Below are 17,128 nucleotides of genomic sequence, written 5' to 3'. Positions count from 1 at the left end.
CGGTAGGACCACCACGGAGGACTGATGGACGACAACGACTGGCTCGCCGAGCGGTTCGAGGGGCATCGCACGCACCTGCGCGCGGTGGCGTACCGCATGCTCGGCTCCCTCACCGAGGCCGACGACGCCGTGCAGGAGGCCTGGCTGCGGCTGTCCAGGACGGACACGAGCGACGTCGAGAACCTCGGTGGGTGGCTCACCACCGTCGTGGGCCGGGTGTGCCTGGACATGCTGCGGTCACGGCGCGCCCGCCGCGAGGAACCGGCCGGACCGCACCTGCCGGACCCCGTGGTCGGCCGCGCCGACGGGTTCGACCCGGAGCACCAGGCGCTGCTCGCGAACTCCGTCGGGCTCGCTCTGCTGGTCGTGCTGGACACGCTCGACCCGGCCGAGCGGCTCGCGTTCGTGCTGCACGACATGTTCGGGCTGCCCTTCGACGAGATCGCGTCGGTCGTCGGCCGCTCCAGTGCCGCGACCCGGCAGCTGGCGAGCCGCGCCCGGCGGCGGGTGCGGGGCGTGTCGACCACGCCCGACCCGGACCTGTCCAGGCAGCGTGTGGTGGTCGACGCCTTCTTCGCGGCGGCCCACGCCGGTGACTTCGACCGGCTGGTTGCCGTGCTCGACCCGGACGTGGTGCTGCGGTCCGACAACGGTGCCGTGCCCGGCGGTGCGCTGCGGACCGTGCGCGGGGCCGAGGCCGTGGCCGGGCAGGCGCTGCTGTTCCGGCGGGCCGGGCAGACCGCGACGGGCGAGCCCGCGCTGGTCAACGGCGCGGCGGGCATGGTGCTCCGGCGCGCGGGGAAACCGCAGGTCGTGTTCGGTTTCACGGTGGTCGGCGGGCGGATCGCGGAGATCGACATCCTCGCCGATCCGGAACGGGTGGCCGCGCTCGTACTGGAATGACCACCGCCGCGAAGGGGTACCCGGTGCGCCGGACCGGAAGGAGGCGCACAGATGAACACCGGTGAGCTGCGCCGGGTGTTGGCGCACCAGGGCCCGTTCGCGACCGTCCACCTGGACGGGTCGCACGACACCGCGAACGCCGCACGGGAGCAGGAGCTGCGCTGGCGTGCCGCGCGCGGGGAGCTGGCCGAGAAGGGCGCCGACGAGCAGACGCTCGCCGCGCTCGACGAGGCCGTGCGGAACGCCCCGCCCGGCGAGGGGCGCGTCGGCAGGCTGCTGATCGCCGCGGGAGGCGAGGTCCTGCTGGACCGCACGCTCGCGGGCCCGCCACCGGCACCGGTCACCAGGGTGGGTTTGTGCCCGTACCTGCTGCCGCTCGTGGAACTTGACACCGGTCAGGTTCCGCACGTCGCCGCGCGAGTCGACAAGACCGGCGCCGACGTGCGCGCGGTCGACGCCGACGGTGTGGTGCGCACCGACCACAGCACGGAGGGTGACGACCACCCGGTGCACAAGGTCCGCGGGGGCGGCTGGTCGCACCTGCGCATCCAGCACAACGTCGAGGAGACCGTGCACCGCAACGTTCGCAGGGTCGCCGAGGAGCTGGCGCGGCTGGTCGACGAGGTCGGCGCCCGTCTGCTGGTGGTCGCGGGTGAGTCGGCCGTGGTCGCGGAGGTGGCGGAGGAGCTGCCGCCCCGGTGCCGGGAGATCCTGGCCGCGCCCTCCGGCCGGCGCGAGAACGAGGGCGCCGACTTCGACCGGATCGTCGCGAGCCTCGCCGCCGAACGGTCGCGGGCCGAGCAGGACGAGGTGGTCGAGCAGTTCCGCGCCGCGCTGGCCGCCGACCGCGGCCTCGCCGTGCAGGGGCTGGCCGAGACGACCGCCGCGCTGCGGGAGGGCAACGCGGCCGCCGTCGTGTTCGGCGCCGACCAGGCCCTCCACGACACGGTGGTGTGGACGAGCGCCGAGCCGAGGACGGTGGCGCTCAAGGAGGACGAGCTGCGTGCCGTCGGTGCCCGGCAGGTCGGCCGGGCACAGGCCGACGAGGCACTGCCCGCCGCCGCGCTGTTGGTGGGTGCCGACCTGGTCAGCGCCGACGTGCGCGGCGAGCCGGTGCCGCTGCGGGACGGCGTCGGAGCGCTGCTCCGGCACCGGCCATGAGCAAGGACAAGCTGACCGAGTACCGGTCGAAGCGCGACACCGCGGCGTCCGGCGAACCCGCCGGGCGCCGCGGGCGCGGGCGGGGTGGCGACCGGTTCGTCGTCCAGCGGCACGACGCGTCGACCCTGCACTTCGACTTCCGCCTGGAGGTCGACGGGGTGCTGGTGTCGTGGTCGGTGCCGAAGGGCCCGTCGCTCGACCCCAGGGACAAGCGGCTGGCGATCCGCACCGAAGACCACCCGATCGAGTACGCCGAGTTCGAGGGTCGCATCGCCGAGGGTTACGGCAAGGGCACGGTCGTGGTGTGGGACACCGGCACCTACCGCAACCTGACAGGCGTCAGGCGGAACACGCCTGCGCCCATGTCCCAGGCCGTCGAGGACGGTCACCTGACGGTGTGGCTCGACGGCGAGAAGCTGTCGGGCGCGTTCTCCATGACCCGTACCGGAGGCGGCGACAAGTGGCTCCTCGTCAAGAAGGACGACAAGGGCGCCGACCGCAGGGCGAAACCCGCGCGCACCAAACCGGAGTCCGTGCTGTCCGGTCACGTGAACGAGGACTTCGAGTGAGCGCGCCGAAGGCGATGCTCGCGACACTCACGGACCGCCGGTTCTCGTCGGAGAGCTGGCTGTTCGAGCGCAAGCTGGACGGCGTGCGCGCACTGGCCCCACGCGACGGTGACGCGGTGGAGCTGTGGTCCCGCAACGAGAAACGCATCGACGGCAGCTTCCCCGAACTGGCCGACGCACTCGCTGCGCACGGCGGCCCGCGCTTCGTGGCGGACGGGGAGATCGTCGCGTTCGACGGTGCGAGAACGAGTTTCGCCGCGTTGCAGCCACGCATCAACCTGACCGGCCGGAACCGGATCGCGTCGACCGGGGTGCGGGTGTACTACTACCTGTTCGACCTGCTGTCGTACGAGGGCGAGAACCTGCGGAGCACGCCGTTGCGGGAACGCAAGCGCATCCTGCGACGCGCGTTCACGTTCACCGATCCCCTGCGGCTGTCGGCACACCGGGACACGGAGGGGGAGGCCTACTTCGAGGAGGCCTGCCGGCGCGGCTGGGAGGGCGTGATCGCGAAACGCGTGGACTCGCGGTACCAGCCGGGCCGCTCGGCGGACTGGTTGAAGTTCAAGTGCGTCCGGGACCAGGAGTTCGTGGTCGGCGGGTTCACGGACCCGAAGGGCTCACGGGCTGGGTTCGGCGCGCTGCTGGTCGGCTACTACGACGGTGACCGGCTGCGGTACGCGGGCAAGGTCGGCACCGGCTACGACCGGTCGGCGCTGCTGTCGTTGCGGGCGCGGATGCGCGGGCTGGCGGTCGACCGGAGCCCGTTCGCGGACCGCGTGCGTGAGCCGGACGTGCACTGGGTGGCGCCGGAGCTGGTGGCGCAGATCGGGTTCACCGAGTGGACGACGGACGGGCGGCTACGCCATCCCAGGTTCACGGGACTGCGCGACGACAAGTCGCCGACCGACGTGGTACGGGAGGTGCCGTGAAACTGTCCAACCTCGACAAGGTGTTCTTCCCGGACGCCGGACTGTCCAAAGGGGACGTGATCGAGCACTATCGCAGGGTGGCGGCGAAGATGCTGCCACACCTGACGGGTCGGCCGCTGACGATGCGCCGCTACCCGGACGGCATCGGCGACGACACCGGCGACGGCGGGTTCTTCCAGAAGGACGCGTCGGACCACTTCCCGGACTGGGTGCGGGTGGAGGAGGTGCCGCAACGACAGGGCGGCACGATCCACCACGTCGTGTGCGACGACGAGGACACGCTGGTCTACCTGGCCAACCAGGCGACGATCGAGTTCCACGTGTGGCTGTCCACGATGGACGACCTGGAGCACCCGGATCGCCTCGTGATCGACATCGACCCGCCGTCCGGGGTGCCGGTGCGCACGTTGCGGGACGTGGCACGCCGGCTGGCGTCGGTGTACCGCGAGGTGGGGCTGACACCGTACGTGCAGGCGACGGGTGGGCGCGGCTTCCACGTGGCGGCTCCGCTGGACCGGAGTGCGGGCTGGGAGGAGGCGCGTGCGCTGTCGTCGGAGCTGGCGGATCACGTCGCCGCGGCCGATCCGGACCTGCTGACGACGGCGCAACGCAAGAACAAGCGCGGCGACCGGATCTTCCTGGACGTCAACCGGAACGCGTACGGCCAGACGTTCGTGGCGCCGTACACGCTGCGGGCCCGCCCGGCGGCCGGGGTGGCGACGCCGGTCACGTGGGACGAGCTGAGCCGGGTGGAGCCGGACGGGTTCACCCCGGACCGCGTTCGCCGGCGCCGCAAGAGGGATCCGTGGTCGGACATGGCCGACCACGCCGCGTCGGCGACCGCGGCCCGCACGGCGCTGGACCGCGGGGCGGGCGTCAGCCCGGCAGCGCGTCGAGCACCGCCTTCGTGAACTCGGCGGTCGACGCGGTGCCGCCGAGGTCCCTGGTCCGGACCGGGGAGGTCGCCAGCACGTTCGTCAACGCGTCCATCACGGAGGAAGCCGCCTCCGGGTGGCCCAGGTGGTCGAGCATCATCGCCGCCGACCAGATCGCGCCGAGCGGGTTCGCCACGCCCTGGCCCGCGATGTCCGGCGCGGAACCGTGCACCGGCTCGAACATCGACGGGAACTCGCGGGTCGGGTCGATGTTGCCCGCCGGGGCGATGCCGATGCTGCCCGCCACCGCGGCCGCCAGGTCGGAGAGGATGTCGCCGAACAGGTTCGAGCCGACGATCACGTCGAACCGCGACGGGTCGAGCACGATCTTGGCGACCAGCGCGTCGATGTGCTCCTGCCGCCACTCGACGCCGGGGTGACGGGCACCGGCCTCGGCGACCAGCTCGTCCCAGAACGGCATCGTGTGCACGATCCCGTTGGACTTCGTCGCCGAGGTGACGTGGCCGCGGCGCGTTGCCGCCAGCTCGAACGCGTAGTCCAGGATCCGGGTGACACCCGGGCGGGTGAAGATCGCCTCCTGGACGGCCATCTCGTCGGGGAAGCCGCGGTTGAACCGGCCGCCGACCTCCGAGTACTCGCCTTCGACGTTCTCCCGCACGACCACGAAGTCCATGCCCGGCTCCGCGCCGCGGACCGGGGTCGGCACGCCCTCGAACACCTTGATCGGCCGCAGGTTGACGTACTGCCGGAACCGCCGCCGGATCGGGATCAGCAGACCCCACAGCGACACGTGGTCCGGCACGCCCGGCCAGCCCACCGCGCCGAGCAGGATCGCGTCGTGGTGGCGGAGGCGGTCCAGTCCGTCGGCGGGCATCATCGCCCCCTCGGCGAGGTAACGAGCACACGACCAGTCGAACTCGTCGTAACTGAACGTGACGCCGTGGCGGGCGCCGACGCGGTCGAGAACGGCACGGGCGGGCGGCAGCACCTCGGCGCCGATGCCGTCGCCGGGGATGAGGGCGATGCGGTGGTCGGTCATGACCAGAAGTCAAACGGATACGGGGTGTCCCGGGCCAAGACCACCTACCTGTCGGAGCGATAGGCAGCACCTATCAGGGCAGGAACGCGGCCGCGGCCGGGCTCAGGCGGCCGTCGCGGTGCACGAGGCACACCCGCAGCACCTCGTCGCTCGCGAGGTCGCGCACCACCGCGCCCGCCGCCCTCGCCATCTCCCGCCACGACTCGGACAGCACCGCGACGCCGACCCGCGCCAGCACGAGCGGCAGCACCGCCTCCCGGTGCTCGATCTCCACCGCGATCCGCGAGCCCCGGGCCCGGCGGAGGATGTCGTCGGCGACGCGGCGCATGCCGGTGCCGGGCTGGCCGACGATCAGCCGCTGCCCCGCCAACGCCTCCGCGGGCACCCGCTCACCGGCGGGCAGGTCCGCCTCGGTGGCCGCGACCAGCACGAACGCCTGCGTCTCCAGCCGGTGCACGGCCAGCCCGGCCAGCTCGGGACCGAGGTGCGGGGCGCCGAGCATGCCCAGCTCCGCGGTGCCCGCGCGGACCGCGGCGATCACCTCCGGCGGGGTGGCCGCGGCCCGGACCGCCACCTCCACCAGCGGGTACTCGGCGCGGAACCGGCTGATCATCGCCGCGAGCGGGCTCACCGCCTGCGACGGCATGGACGAGATCACGAGCCGGCCCGCGCGCAGCCCGTGGACGGCCTCGACGGTCGCGCGGGCCAGCTCGACCCCGCGCAGCACCTCGCGCGCCGGGTCGATCAGCCGCTCCCCGGCCGGGGTGAGCACCAGGCTGCGGCCGGTGCGGTGGAACAGCTCGGTGCCCAGATCGCGTTCGAGCGCCCGCAGCGCCTGCGACACGGACGGCTGCGCCACGAACAGCTCCTGCGCGGCCCGGTGCACGCTCCCGTGGTCGACGATCGCGAGGAAGTACTGCAACTGGCGCACGTCCATGCATGGAGGCTATGGGCGAAACCACATCTGGGACATACTGCACCGCGTGGCGCGGGTGTCGGTGCCGGAACTTGTCGGGCGGCGAGCCGAGCTCGCCGCCCTCTTCGCCTGTGAGCCCGCCGCGCGGAGCGAACAGCACACACGGCTGGTGCTGGTCGACGGCGACGCGGGCGTCGGCAAGACGCGGCTGGTCCGCGCGTTCGCCGAGCGGACCGGCGCGACCGTGCTGACCGGCGGCTGCCTGCAGTTCGAGGCGGACATCCCGTACGCGCCGTTCGTCGAGGCGCTCCCCCACCTGTTCACCGGCACCGCGGGCCCCGCGGCGGGTGACCGGGCCGCCGAGTACCGCAGGATCGCCGACGCGATCCGCGCCGCGGGCGAACGGGTCGTGCTGGTGGTCGAGGACCTGCACTGGGCCGACGCCGCCACCCGTGACCTGCTGTTGTTCCTGCACCGGGCGCTCGCGACCGCGCCGGTGCTGATCATCGTCACCTGCCGCGCGGACGAGGTGCCCGCACACCACCCGGTCGCCGCGCTCGTCGCCGAGCTGTCCCGGTCCCGGCACACCACCCGCCTCCACCTGCCACCGCTGGACCGCGACGGCGTGGCGGCGCTCGCGACGGGCATCCTCGGCACACCGCCGCCCACCGAGCTGGTCGACACGCTCATGGCCCGTGCCGAGGGCAACCCGTTCTTCACCGAGGAGCTGCTGGCCGAGGGCAACACCGTGCCGAGGACGGTCCGCGAGATCATCATGACCCGCATGGCCCGGCTGACCGCGCCCGCGCAGCGGCTCGCGCGGCTCGCGTCCGTGGTCGGCAGGACCGTCCCACACGACCTGCTCGCCGCGCTGGTCCCGGCCGACGACCTGGACGGCGCGGTCCGCGACCTGATCGACCACGGCCAGCTGGTGATCGTCGAACCGGACGCCTACGCGTTCCGGCACGCGCTGATCCAGGAGGCGCTGTACCGGGAACTGTTGCCGGGCGAACGACGTCAGGCGCACGCGGCCGTCGCGCGGGGCCTCACCGCACGTCCCGAGCTGGCCAGGTCGCACGCGGCCGAGCTGGCCCACCACTGGGACGCGGCGGGCGAGGCGGAACCGGCGCTGGCCGCTGCGGTGCTGGCCGCCGCGGGCGCCTCCGACGGGCACGCCCCCGCGGCCGCGCACGCGCACTACGAACGGGCACTGCGCCGCTGGCCGGACGTCACCGGCCCCGAGTCGGTGGCCGGCGTCGACCACGACCAGCTGCTCGAGCGGGCGGCCGAGGCAGCGAGCCTCGCCGGGCACAACCAGCGCGCCGTGGAGCTGACCCGGCAGCGGCTGGCCGACCTGCGTGCTCCCGAACGGATCGCGCACGCCTACGAGCAGCTCTCCTACCAGGCCCGCAGCGTCGGCAACTGGGAGCTGGCGCGGCACGCGAGCGCCGAGACCGTGCGGCTCATGCCGGACGGCTCACCGGCGCGGCTGCGGGTCGAGGCGTGGCAGATGATGCTGGACATGCTGGGCGCGCGGCACCTGGACGCGATACGGCACGGTGAACGGATCCTGCCGCTCGCGCCCGAGAGCCCGGACGAGGACCTGGTGCCCCGCAACCGCGCGCTGACCGCGCTCGGCACCGCGCACGTCATGCTCGGGCACGTCGAGGAGGGCATGACGTACCTGGCGCGGCACCGCGAGTTCGGCGCGCGCACCGGGGTGCCGCGGTTCGTCGGCGTCGGGTACGTGAACACGGCGGAGAGCCTGATCTGGGCGGACCGGCAGACCGAGGCGCTGGCGCTGGCCCGCGACGGCGTCGCCCGGGCGGGCGAGCTGGGCTTCACGATCTACCTGCTGCCGATCGTCGGCAACGTGGTGCGCGCGCTCGCCGAGCTGGGCCGGTGGGACGAGGCACTCGACACCTCCGGCGACCCGGACGACCCGGCCGCCGACCCGTTCAACTGGATCTTCGTGGACCTGCCGCGCGCCGAGGTGCTGCTGCGCCGGGGCGAGACGGGTGCCGCCGCCGAGCTGCTGACCAGGGCGGGTGCGGTGCTCGACGGCCAGGACGACGCGCAGTACGGCTCCGAGCTGGCCCACCTGCGGGCACGGCTCGCCGGTGCGGAGGGCAGGCACGCCGACGGGCTGACGGTCGTCAGGTCGGGCCTGGAGACCGCGCTGGCCGCGCAGGACATGTGGCTGGTCGCCCGGCTCGTCGCGACGGGCGTCTGGCTCGCCATGGCGATGCAGGACACGGCGGCGGCCGACGAACTGCTGGCGGCGGGCCGTGCGCACCGGGCGTCGCTCGAGGCGCGGGGTGCGGTGGCGTTGCCGCGCACGCTGCGCGCGGTGGCGCTGGCGGAGGCGGAACGCCGCGGTCCGGACGCGGCGGCGTGGGCCGCGGTGGACGGTGGGCCGGAGGTGTACGTGACCGCGTACGCCCGGTTCCGTGAGGCCGAGGCGCTGTTGGCGGCCCGGGGCGCCCGCACGCGGGCCGGCGAGCTGCTGGCGTCGGCGGCCGCGACGGCGTCGACGCTGTCGGCCGCACCGCTGGCCGACCGGATCGCGGCCCTGGCCGGACGGGCCAGGCTCGTCACGTCGGGCACCGTGCCGCCGCTGGGGCTGACCGCCCGTGAGGCGGAGATCTTCTCCCTGGTGGGGCAGGGGAAGACGAACGCGGAGATCGCGGCGGAGTTGTTCATCAGCACGAAGACGGCGAGCGTGCACGTCTCCAACATCCTGCGCAAGCTCGGGGTGAAGAGCAGGATCCAGGCGGCCGCTCTCGCGCACAGACAGGAGCACGCGTAGGTGGAGCAGAACTGGGCCGGCAACATCGCGTACCGGGCGCGGGAGGTCGCGCGGCCACGGTCGGTCGACGCGCTGCGGGAACTCGTGGCGGACCGGGACCGGGTGCGTGCGCTGGGGTCGCGGCACTCGTTCAACGACCTGGCGGACGGGCCGGGCACGCTGGTGTCGCTGGAGGACCTGCCTGCCGAGATCGTCGTGACCGGGAACCAGGTGTCGGTACCCGCCGGGGTCCGGTACGGGGTGCTGGCCGAGTTCCTGGCCGAGCGCGGGCTCGCGCTGCCGAACATGGCGTCACTGCCGCACATTTCGGTGGCGGGCGCGATCGCGACCGGTACGCACGGCTCCGGTGACGGCAACGGCTGCCTGTCGACGGCCGTGGCCGGGCTGGAACTGGTGACCGCGTCGGGCGGGTCGCGCACGCTGTGGCGGGGTGACCCGGAGTTCGCGGGCAGCGTGGTGGCGCTGGGCGCGCTCGGCGTGGTGACCACGGTGACGCTCGACGTCCGGCCGACTTTCGAGGTGCGGCAACAGGTGTGGGTGGACGTGCCGTGGGCGTCGGTGGTCGGCGAGCTGGACGGGGTGTTCGCGTGCGGCTACAGCGTGAGCGTGTTCACCGACTGGACCGGGCCCGCGCAGGTGTGGGTGAAGAGCACCGGCCCCGCGTCCCTGCCCTTCGACGCGAAGGCCGCTCCTGAGCCGGTGCACATGCTGGCGGGCGAGTCGGTGGCGGCGGTGACCGAGCAGGGTGGCGTACCGGGGCCGTGGCTGGACCGGTTGCCGCACTTCAGGTTGGGCCACAAGCCGAGCGCCGGCGCGGAGCTGCAGAGCGAGTACCTGCTGCCCAGGGACTCGGCGGTGGAGGCGCTGACGCGACTGCGGGACATGGCGCCACGGATCGCACCGCTGCTGCAGATCACGGAGCTGCGCACGGTCGCGGCGGACAAGCTGTGGCTCTCCCCGGCGTGCGGACGAGACGTACTGGCCATCCACTTCACGTGGCACCTGAACGTCCCGGAGGTAACGGCCCTGCTGCCAGCCATCGAGTCGGCCCTGCTCCCACTGGGCGCCCGCCCCCACTGGGGAAAACTGTTCCACACCAAGGAAATCAGCCCCCGCTACCCAAAGTGGACCGACTTCACAGAACTCCGCACCCACCACGACCCGAAAAACAAGTTCACAAACCCATTCCTGGACAACCTGACCTAACCCCGCGAGTCACGCCCAGAAACACCGCGAGTCGCGCCCCAGAACACCGCGAGTCGCGCCCCAGAACACCGCGAGTCGCGCCCAGAAACACCGCGAGTCGCGTCCCAGGACACCGCGAGTCGCGTCCCCAGGCATGCCGAGTTGTCGGTTTCGTGCAGACGCCGTGCGCTGGCGATGTGCACGAAGCCGACAACTCGGTATGTCCGAGAGCGCGACTCGCGCTGTCTGGAAGCGCGACTCGCGGTGTTTGAGGACGCGACTCGCGGTGTCCGGGAGCGCGACTCGCGGTGTCTGAGGACGCGACTCGCGGTGTCCGGGAGCGCGACTCGCGGTGTCCGAGAGCGCGACTCGCGGTGTTTGAGGGCGCGACTCGCGGGGTTTGGGGGCGCGACTCGCGGGGTTTGGGGGCGCGACTCGCGGGGTTATGGGCCTGCTGGGCCTAGGGGGTCTGGTTCTGAGGGGGGCCTTGGGTCTGGGCCTGGGGGTACCGGTGGTTGTGGTGGGTCGGTTGGGCCCGGGCCCGGTGCGGGTTCGCCTGGTCGTGGGAGGGGGTTCGGGCTGGGAGGTACTGGTTCGGTCATCGGGCTTCCTCTTCCTTTGTGGGGATCGCACGCAGTGGGCGTACGGCCGGACCCTGGACGACCTGACCGTCCACATCGAACCGTGAGCCGTGGCAGGGGCAGTCCCAGGTGCGTTCCGCGTTGTTGAACGCCACCAGGCAGCCGAGATGCGTGCAGTGCGCGCCCACGGTGTGCAGGTCACCGCCGTCGTCCCGGTACGCGGCGACCATCGACGTGCCGTGCCGGGTCACCACCGCCTCGCCAGGAGCGAGGTTCGCGAGGCCCGGTTTCGTGAGCGCGCGCACGTGGTCGCCCGCCAGGAACTTCGCCACCGTCGCGTTGGCGGACACCAGCGAACCCGCGGCACGCAGTGAGAACCGGTTCGGGTCGTACAACCGGGTGAACTCGTTGTCGAGCCCGGCCACCAGGTCACGCAGCAGCAGCCCCGCGGCCGTACCGCCGGTCATGCCCCACTGCCCGAAGCCCGTCGCCACCCACAGGTGAGACGCCCTCGGGTGGTAGCGGCCCACGTACGGCACTCTGTCCAGAGTGGACATGTCGTGCGCCGACCAGCGGTAGCGGACCTCATCGAGGCCCACGTGCTCCCGCGCCCAGTCCGCCAGCCGCGCGAACCGCGCCTCGACGTCGACGTGGTCGCCGACGCGGTAGTGCTCGCCACCGACGATCACCTGCGGACCGTTCGGCGTCGGCACGGAGCGCACGGAGTGGTGGGTCGTCTCGTCGAGGTAGGTGCCGGTGACCTCGCGGTCCGCCGGGCCCGCGACGACGAGGTCACGGGTCGGCTCCAGCCGGGCGAAGAACATGCCCCGGTCGAACACCGGGTAGTGCGTGGCCACGACGACGTCCTTCGCACGCACGGCACCCGCCGTCGTCCGCACGATCGACGGGTCGCCCTCCCGCAGACCGGTCGCGCGCACGCCCTCGATGATCCGCCCGCCCGCCGCCTCGGTCAGCTCGGCGAGCCCCAGCAGCCACTTGCGCGGGTGGAACTGTGCCTGGTCACGGAACCGCACCGCCCCCACGGCGTCCAGCGGCGGGTCGATCTTCTCCACGAAGTCGGCGGGCAGCCCCGCGTCGACGGCGGCCGCGACCTCCTCGCGCAGGATCGGCAGCCGTGCCGGGTCGGTCGTGTGGACGTGACTGTCGACCCGTTCGAGGTCGCACTCGACACCCGTACGGGCGACCGTGGTGACCACCCATTCGAGGGCGGCCAGCTGGCTGCGCGCGTACGCCGGGGCCGCGGACCCGATGCGGTGGTAGATCAGCTCGTGCTGCGCGGTGAGCTTCGCGGTCGTGTTGCCGCTGACGCCACCACCGATCTCCCTCGCCTCCAGCACCAGCACCGACCGGCCGGTCTCGGCGAGCAGGTACGCGGTGGTCATGCCCGCGATCCCGGCGCCGAGCACCACGACGTCGGCGGTCGAGGGCAGCGTGGCTTCCCTGCGGGCCGTCCCCTGCGTGGTGTCGAGCCACAGCGAGCGCGTCATGTCAGCGGAATAGCCGGGCCGTCGGACGGCTAAACGGACACCGGGTGGGGTAGCCCGTCGGCGAACAGGGACACTGGGGGACCGACCCGACCTCACCGACGCGGGAGAACCTTGTCCATGGCGCCGACCCGGGTGGTTCTGGTTGAGGACCACGACATGGTCGCCGAGGCGATGGCCCTCGCGATGGCGCGCGCCGACGACATCGAGGTCGTCGCACGTGCCCACTCGATCGCCACCGCGGTCGACTCCGTACGCAGGCACGAACCCGACGTCGTGCTGCTGGACCGCAGGCTGCCCGACGGCGACGCGATCGACTCGATCGGCGCGCTGAGCAGGTCCGGCGCCCGCGTGCTGGTGCTGACCGGTGAGGCGACCGCCAGCGTGGCCGCCAGGGTCGCCGAGGCGGGCGGCTCCGGCCTGGTGCTGAAGTCCGCCGGTCTCGACGAGCTGGAGGACGCGGTCCGGCGGGTCGCCGACGGCGAGGCGGTGTTCGGGGCCGAGTTCCTCGCGGGCGTGCTGAACCGCCTGACCGGCCGCACCCCGAGTGCGACGCTCACCACCCGGGAGCGGCAGGCGCTGGACCTGCTCGCGGACGGCGCCAGCACGGCCGAGGTCGCGGCCCGCATGGGCGTAGCGCTGAACACGGCCCGCAACCACGTGCAGCGCGTCCTGGAGAAGCTGGGCGCCCGCTCGAAGCTCGAGGCGGTTGCCATCGCGCGCCGGGAAGGCCTGCTGGACTGAGTCGGCTCGACGAACTGGTGCATCTGCACCAACCCGCCATCGGCATCCGCATCTCGCCCGGAACAGGGGCGCTGACGGAAGGTTGTGTGGTGGAGACAGGTGTACCAGTGGTGGCCGAGCTCCGTCTCGCCGAGCGGGACACCAGCGCAGCGCTCGCACGCCAGTTCACGCGGTCGACGTTGGCGGCGTGGCGCAGCAGTTGTTCGCACGACGACTTCGTGCTGGCGGTGTCCGAACTGGTGACCAACGCGCTCCTGCACGGGCATGGCACGCCCGTGGTCCGGCTCATCGATGGCGGTGACCGGATCCGGGCCGAGGTGTGCGACGACAGTCCCCTCCTCCCCGTCTCGCACCGGGTCACGCCGACGAGCGGACTCGGCCTGCGGGTGGTCGAGCAGATCTCCTCCGCCTGGGGGGCGTCCCGTCGTGGTCGTGGGAAGGTGGTGTGGTGTGAGCTGGCCACACCCCCGAACGGCGTTCCAGCCTGACGGGCAGTACCGCGAGCACGTAGGGCACAGTTGGACCATGCACGCCGATGACGCGTACCGGCTGCTCGTGCGCAACGTCTCGGACTACGCCATCTTCATGCTCGACCCGGCCGGGCACATCATCACCTGGAACCTGGGCGCCGAGCGGATCAAGGGTTACCGCGAGGAGGAGGTCCTCGGCGAGCACTTCTCCGTCCTCTACCCGCCGGAGGACGTCGCCGAGGGAAAACCCCAGCGCGAGCTGCGGGAAGCCGTGGCGGAGGGCAGAGTCGAGGACGAGGGCTGGCGGCTCCGCAAGGACGGCACCCGCTTCTGGGCCAACGTCATCATCACCCCGCTGTTCGACGAGAGCGGGGAGCTGCGGGGCTTCGGCAAGGTCACCCGCGACATGACCGAACGCCGCAACACCGAGCAGGCGTTGCGGGAGAGCGAGGAACGGTTCCGCCTGCTGGTGCAGGGGGTGCGTGACTACGGCGTCTTCATGCTCGACCCGGCGGGCCACATCATCAGCTGGAACGTCGGCGCGCAGCGGATCAGCGGGTACGAGGAACAGGAGATCCTCGGCCAGCACTTCTCCATCTTCTACCCATCCGAGGACATTTCGGACGGCAAACCGCAGCGGGAGCTCCGCGAGGCCATCACGGAGGGCAGGCTCGAGGACGAGGGCTGGCGGCTCCGCAAGGACGGCACCCGCTTCTGGGCCAACGTCATCATCACCCCGCTCTTCGACGAGAGTGGCAAGCTGCGGGGCTTCGGCAAGGTCACCCGCGACATGACCGAACGCCGCAACACCGAGCAGGCGCTCGCCGAGCGGCGCAGGCTGCTCGGGCACCTGGTCGAGGCGCAGGAGCTGGAGCGCCGCCGCATCGCGTGGGACGTGCACGACGACTCGATCCAGGCCATGGTGGCCGTCGGCATGCGGTTGCAGCTGCTCGCCGGCCGCCTGCCCGACGAGGAACGCGCGACGGTCGGGCAGCTGGAGGAGTCGGTGCGGGCGTCGATCATGAGGCTGCGCAACCTGGTGGTGCACCTGCGGCCGACCGCGATCGACGAGCACGGGCTGCTGCCCGCGCTGTCCGGTTACCTGCGAGACGTGACCTCGACCTGGGGGATCACGGCCGAGCTGACCGGGGACCTGTCCGGTGAGCCGCCGACGGCGACCGCGGTGACGATCTTCCGGATCTGTCAGGAGGCGCTCGCGAACGTGCGCAAGCACGCGGGCGCCTCCCGTGTCGACATCCGGCTGACCAGCACGAACGGCGGCACGTTGACAGAGGTACAGGACAACGGCGGCGGCTTCCCCGACCAGGTCAACACCGACCCGAAGCGGAACTTCGGGCTGATCGAGATGCGGGAGCGCGCCGAGACCGCGGGCGGCTGGTGGTCGGTGACCAGTTCCCGTGAAGAGGGCACGACCGTCCGGTTCTGGTTGCCCGACCCACCTCCGGAGGCGTCTCGTGACGTATGACGTGCGGGCGCCGGTGCGGGTCCTCGTCGCGGACGACGACCCGATGATCCGCCTCGCGTTGTCCGAGGTCCTGGCGGCGGAGACGGACCTGCTGGTGGTGGCGATCGCGGAGGACGCGGTGCAGGCCATCGCCCTCGCCGAGGTGCACGACCCGGACGTGGCGGTGCTGGACGTGCGGATGCCCGGTGGCGGTGGCACGCACGCCGCGCGGGAGATCCGGGCCCGCTCACCGCGTACGCAACTGCTCGCCTTCTCCGCCTACGACGACTCCGGCACGGTCGACGAGCTGTTGCGCCTCGGCGTGCGCGAGTACCTCGTCAAGGGCGCCACGAACGCCGAGATCGTGGCGGCCGTGCGCCGCGCCGGAGCCGCTGTCCAGGCATGACATGGCCCCGGTGGACACCTCGGCAGCACCGTGCGATGCTGGGATGAGGTTGAGCAGACAGCCAGGTAGTCGAGACGCTGTAGCGGGACCTCTGCCATGGCGGCAGGCGGCACGCCAGCCGCACCACCAACGGGTTCTCGGTGGTGGGCTCTTCTTTCAAGCGCTCACGGTCACCAATTCGGGGAGATCCGATGAGCAACAAAGCAACTCCGCCGGTCACGAACCGGGAAACCATCTACCGGCACCTCACGGTGCGTCAGATCCGCGTGCGGGACGACCTGGAACAGGTCAACCCGATCGGCGAGGTCGACCTGTGCACCGCCGCGGTCCTGCGGGACGCGCTCGCCGACACCGAACGACGTCAGGTCCCGAACGTGCTGGTCGACCTCTCTGAGGTGCGCTTCCTCGCACTGGTCGGCGTGCAGGTACTGCGAGCCGCGGGCGACCGCAGCGCCGCCGAGCACCGCAGGCTGGTGCTCGCCGCGCCGACGCAGCCCGTCCAGCGGGTGCTCAGTCTCACCGACGTCACCGGTGAGCTGGAGGTCTACGTGACGCTGCCGAGCGCGCGGTTCGCGCTCGGCTGATCCTGCTCGCCCTGTTCCCCACCGTCGCAGCCGGGACCCCTTGCGGGGCCCCGGTTTTGTGCGCGGTCAACTGCGGCGGCGACGGTCGTCGCGGCTGCGGCCGTCCTCGAGGTCGATCTGTTCCTTGCGGACGGTGTCGGACACCGTCTCGGTGTCGGTGACTTCCTCCTTGGCGAGCCGCACGCGCTCCACCGGCTCGGTCTCCTTCTTCACCACCGGCCGCTCGGCGTGCAACGTCATCTCGTGTTCCGCCTCGGTGATGTCCTTGCCCCGCATCGCGTCGCCGCGGTTCGCATCGGTGATCGGCTCGCGTTCGAGCCGCGCCTCCTCGCGCTTCACCGGGACCTGCACCTGCTGCTGTTCCGTGACGACGTGCTTGACCAGCCGCACCTTCCCGGTCTCCACCTGTTCGGTGCCGACGTTCAGCCGTTCCTCGGAACGGGTCATCGCGTCGTCCCGGGTGGACCGCGGGTCACCCCGGTGTTCTCGGCCACGACCGGGGTACTCCTCCGGTTGGAGGCTGGAACCCGGGCGTCGCTGCGATGTCTGGCGCTGCGTGGTCTGTCGCTGCGAGGTCTGCCGTTGCGAGGTCTGTCCCGGTGCGCCACCCTGCGGTCCGAACCCGTAGTGGCGGTACAGCGCGGCCTGTTCCTCGTCGGTCATGTGGTCGTGCGTCGCCTCGATCCTCGGCGAGTCCTTCACCTGTTCCTTGTCCACCGGGACCTGCAGCTGGTCGTTGCGCAGTTCCGCGCGCTGCAACGGGACGAAGGACTCCTTCAGGCCGAACAGTCCGGTGTGCACGGACGCCCACAGCGGGTCTCCCGTGCGACCATCCAGCCAGACCCGTTTGACGGCACCGATCTTCTCGCCCCTCGGGTCGACGACCTGGCAGTCGTACAGCTGGTTGACCATGTTCTGAGCGATCACTCTGCTCACCTTCCATTGTCGACAGTGGAAACTTGC

At 72.0% G+C, this 17,128-nt stretch carries 16 protein-coding genes; 12 read left to right on the top strand and 4 right to left on the bottom strand.

Annotation, left to right across the window (positions count from 1 at the left end):
* Window positions 1-24 precede the first annotated feature (24 nt).
* The 5 genes from sigJ to ligD (ACIBVP_RS18745) are packed head-to-tail and all read left to right on the top strand — an operon-like array spanning window position 25 to window position 4,476.
* On the top strand, window positions 25-903 hold the full coding sequence (gene sigJ, locus ACIBVP_RS18765) for an RNA polymerase sigma factor SigJ (RefSeq protein WP_396107417.1): 879 nt from the start codon (window positions 25-27) through the stop codon (window positions 901-903).
* 51 nt (window positions 904-954) lie between these two features.
* Window positions 955-2,064 (top strand): Vms1/Ankzf1 family peptidyl-tRNA hydrolase, encoded by a 1,110-nt coding sequence (locus ACIBVP_RS18760; protein WP_396107416.1) that lies wholly within the window; start codon window positions 955-957, stop codon window positions 2,062-2,064.
* A complete protein-coding gene (locus ACIBVP_RS18755; protein ID WP_396107415.1) occupies window positions 2,061-2,633 on the top strand; it encodes a DNA polymerase ligase N-terminal domain-containing protein in 573 nt (190 codons plus the stop codon). The genes ACIBVP_RS18760 and ACIBVP_RS18755 overlap by 4 nt, the downstream gene beginning before the upstream one ends.
* Before the next feature lie 14 nt (window positions 2,634-2,647).
* On the top strand, window positions 2,648-3,565 hold the full coding sequence (ligD, locus tag ACIBVP_RS18750; protein WP_396107733.1) for a non-homologous end-joining DNA ligase: 918 nt from the start codon (window positions 2,648-2,650) through the stop codon (window positions 3,563-3,565).
* Window positions 3,562-4,476, top strand: coding sequence for a non-homologous end-joining DNA ligase (ligD, locus tag ACIBVP_RS18745; protein WP_396107414.1), 915 nt, complete (start codon window positions 3,562-3,564; stop codon window positions 4,474-4,476). The genes ligD (ACIBVP_RS18750) and ligD (ACIBVP_RS18745) overlap by 4 nt, the downstream gene beginning before the upstream one ends.
* Here ligD (ACIBVP_RS18745) and ACIBVP_RS18740 read toward each other — a convergent pair.
* Together ACIBVP_RS18740 and ACIBVP_RS18735 are read right to left on the bottom strand one after the other, a co-directional pair.
* Window positions 4,442-5,500, bottom strand: a complete 1,059-nt coding sequence (locus ACIBVP_RS18740; protein ID WP_396107413.1) for a tartrate dehydrogenase — start codon at window positions 5,498-5,500, stop codon at window positions 4,442-4,444. The genes ligD (ACIBVP_RS18745) and ACIBVP_RS18740 overlap by 35 nt on opposite strands.
* Before the next feature lie 73 nt (window positions 5,501-5,573).
* Window positions 5,574-6,437, bottom strand: coding sequence for a LysR family transcriptional regulator (locus ACIBVP_RS18735; protein ID WP_396107412.1), 864 nt, complete (start codon window positions 6,435-6,437; stop codon window positions 5,574-5,576).
* Window positions 6,438-6,483: 46 nt separating this feature from the next.
* On the opposite strand from ACIBVP_RS18735, the gene ACIBVP_RS18730 reads away from it, so the two are divergent.
* Both ACIBVP_RS18730 and ACIBVP_RS18725 read left to right on the top strand, forming a co-directional pair.
* Window positions 6,484-9,225: an AAA family ATPase gene (locus ACIBVP_RS18730; RefSeq protein ID WP_396107411.1), complete on the top strand. Its 2,742-nt coding sequence runs from the start codon at window positions 6,484-6,486 to the stop codon at window positions 9,223-9,225.
* Window positions 9,226-10,431 carry a D-arabinono-1,4-lactone oxidase gene (locus ACIBVP_RS18725; RefSeq protein ID WP_396107410.1) on the top strand — a complete coding sequence of 402 codons (1,206 nt, stop codon included), beginning with the start codon at window positions 9,226-9,228 and terminating at the stop codon, window positions 10,429-10,431. It abuts the gene before it with no gap.
* A 577-nt stretch (window positions 10,432-11,008) separates the two neighbouring features.
* Here the strand turns inward: ACIBVP_RS18725 and ACIBVP_RS18720 are convergent.
* Window positions 11,009-12,499 carry an FAD-dependent oxidoreductase gene (locus ACIBVP_RS18720; RefSeq protein WP_396107409.1) on the bottom strand — a complete coding sequence of 497 codons (1,491 nt, stop codon included), beginning with the start codon at window positions 12,497-12,499 and terminating at the stop codon, window positions 11,009-11,011.
* Between the two features lie 132 nt (window positions 12,500-12,631).
* Here ACIBVP_RS18720 and ACIBVP_RS18715 point away from each other — a divergent pair, with 132 nt between their 5' ends.
* From ACIBVP_RS18715 to ACIBVP_RS18695, 5 genes are all read left to right on the top strand, one after another.
* Window positions 12,632-13,240: a response regulator gene (locus ACIBVP_RS18715; protein ID WP_396107408.1), complete on the top strand. Its 609-nt coding sequence runs from the start codon at window positions 12,632-12,634 to the stop codon at window positions 13,238-13,240.
* 110 nt (window positions 13,241-13,350) lie between these two features.
* Window positions 13,351-13,728 (top strand): ATP-binding protein, encoded by a 378-nt coding sequence (locus ACIBVP_RS18710; protein WP_396107407.1) that lies wholly within the window; start codon window positions 13,351-13,353, stop codon window positions 13,726-13,728.
* A 37-nt stretch (window positions 13,729-13,765) separates the two neighbouring features.
* A complete protein-coding gene (locus ACIBVP_RS18705; RefSeq protein ID WP_396107406.1) occupies window positions 13,766-15,196 on the top strand; it encodes a PAS domain S-box protein in 1,431 nt (476 codons plus the stop codon).
* The gene (locus tag ACIBVP_RS18700; RefSeq protein WP_396107405.1) at window positions 15,186-15,581 is read left to right on the top strand and encodes a response regulator transcription factor; all 396 of its coding nucleotides are present in this window, start codon (window positions 15,186-15,188) and stop codon (window positions 15,579-15,581) included. Before ACIBVP_RS18705 ends, ACIBVP_RS18700 begins: the two co-directional genes overlap by 11 nt.
* A gap of 191 nt (window positions 15,582-15,772) precedes the next feature.
* The gene (locus tag ACIBVP_RS18695; protein ID WP_396107404.1) at window positions 15,773-16,165 is read left to right on the top strand and encodes an STAS domain-containing protein; all 393 of its coding nucleotides are present in this window, start codon (window positions 15,773-15,775) and stop codon (window positions 16,163-16,165) included.
* A gap of 66 nt (window positions 16,166-16,231) precedes the next feature.
* On the opposite strand, the gene ACIBVP_RS18690 is transcribed toward ACIBVP_RS18695, so the two are convergent.
* Window positions 16,232-17,092 (bottom strand): DUF2382 domain-containing protein, encoded by an 861-nt coding sequence (locus ACIBVP_RS18690; RefSeq protein WP_396107403.1) that lies wholly within the window; start codon window positions 17,090-17,092, stop codon window positions 16,232-16,234.
* Window positions 17,093-17,128 lie beyond the last annotated feature (36 nt).

Source organism: Actinophytocola sp. NPDC049390, assembly GCF_044466355.1.
GTDB lineage: Bacteria > Actinomycetota > Actinomycetes > Mycobacteriales > Pseudonocardiaceae > Actinophytocola.
The sequence above is the reverse complement of the archived record's forward strand: the minus strand, read 5'-3'. Positions and strand labels throughout refer to the sequence as shown.

Excerpts from the sequence above, each read along its gene's own strand:
- sigJ (WP_396107417.1), top strand. The coding sequence starts at position 25 with ATGGACGACAACGACTGGCTCGCCGAGCGGTTCGAGGGGCATCGCACG.
- ACIBVP_RS18760 (WP_396107416.1), top strand. The coding sequence starts at position 955 with ATGAACACCGGTGAGCTGCGCCGGGTGTTGGCGCACCAGGGCCCGTTC.
- ACIBVP_RS18755 (WP_396107415.1), top strand. The coding sequence starts at position 2,061 with ATGAGCAAGGACAAGCTGACCGAGTACCGGTCGAAGCGCGACACCGCG.
- ligD (WP_396107733.1), top strand. The coding sequence starts at position 2,648 with ATGCTCGCGACACTCACGGACCGCCGGTTCTCGTCGGAGAGCTGGCTG.
- ACIBVP_RS18740 (WP_396107413.1), bottom strand. The coding sequence starts at position 5,500 with ATGACCGACCACCGCATCGCCCTCATCCCCGGCGACGGCATCGGCGCC.
- ACIBVP_RS18735 (WP_396107412.1), bottom strand. The coding sequence starts at position 6,437 with ATGGACGTGCGCCAGTTGCAGTACTTCCTCGCGATCGTCGACCACGGG.
- ACIBVP_RS18720 (WP_396107409.1), bottom strand. The coding sequence starts at position 12,499 with ATGACGCGCTCGCTGTGGCTCGACACCACGCAGGGGACGGCCCGCAGG.
- ACIBVP_RS18705 (WP_396107406.1), top strand. The coding sequence starts at position 13,766 with ATGCACGCCGATGACGCGTACCGGCTGCTCGTGCGCAACGTCTCGGAC.
- ACIBVP_RS18695 (WP_396107404.1), top strand. The coding sequence starts at position 15,773 with ATGAGCAACAAAGCAACTCCGCCGGTCACGAACCGGGAAACCATCTAC.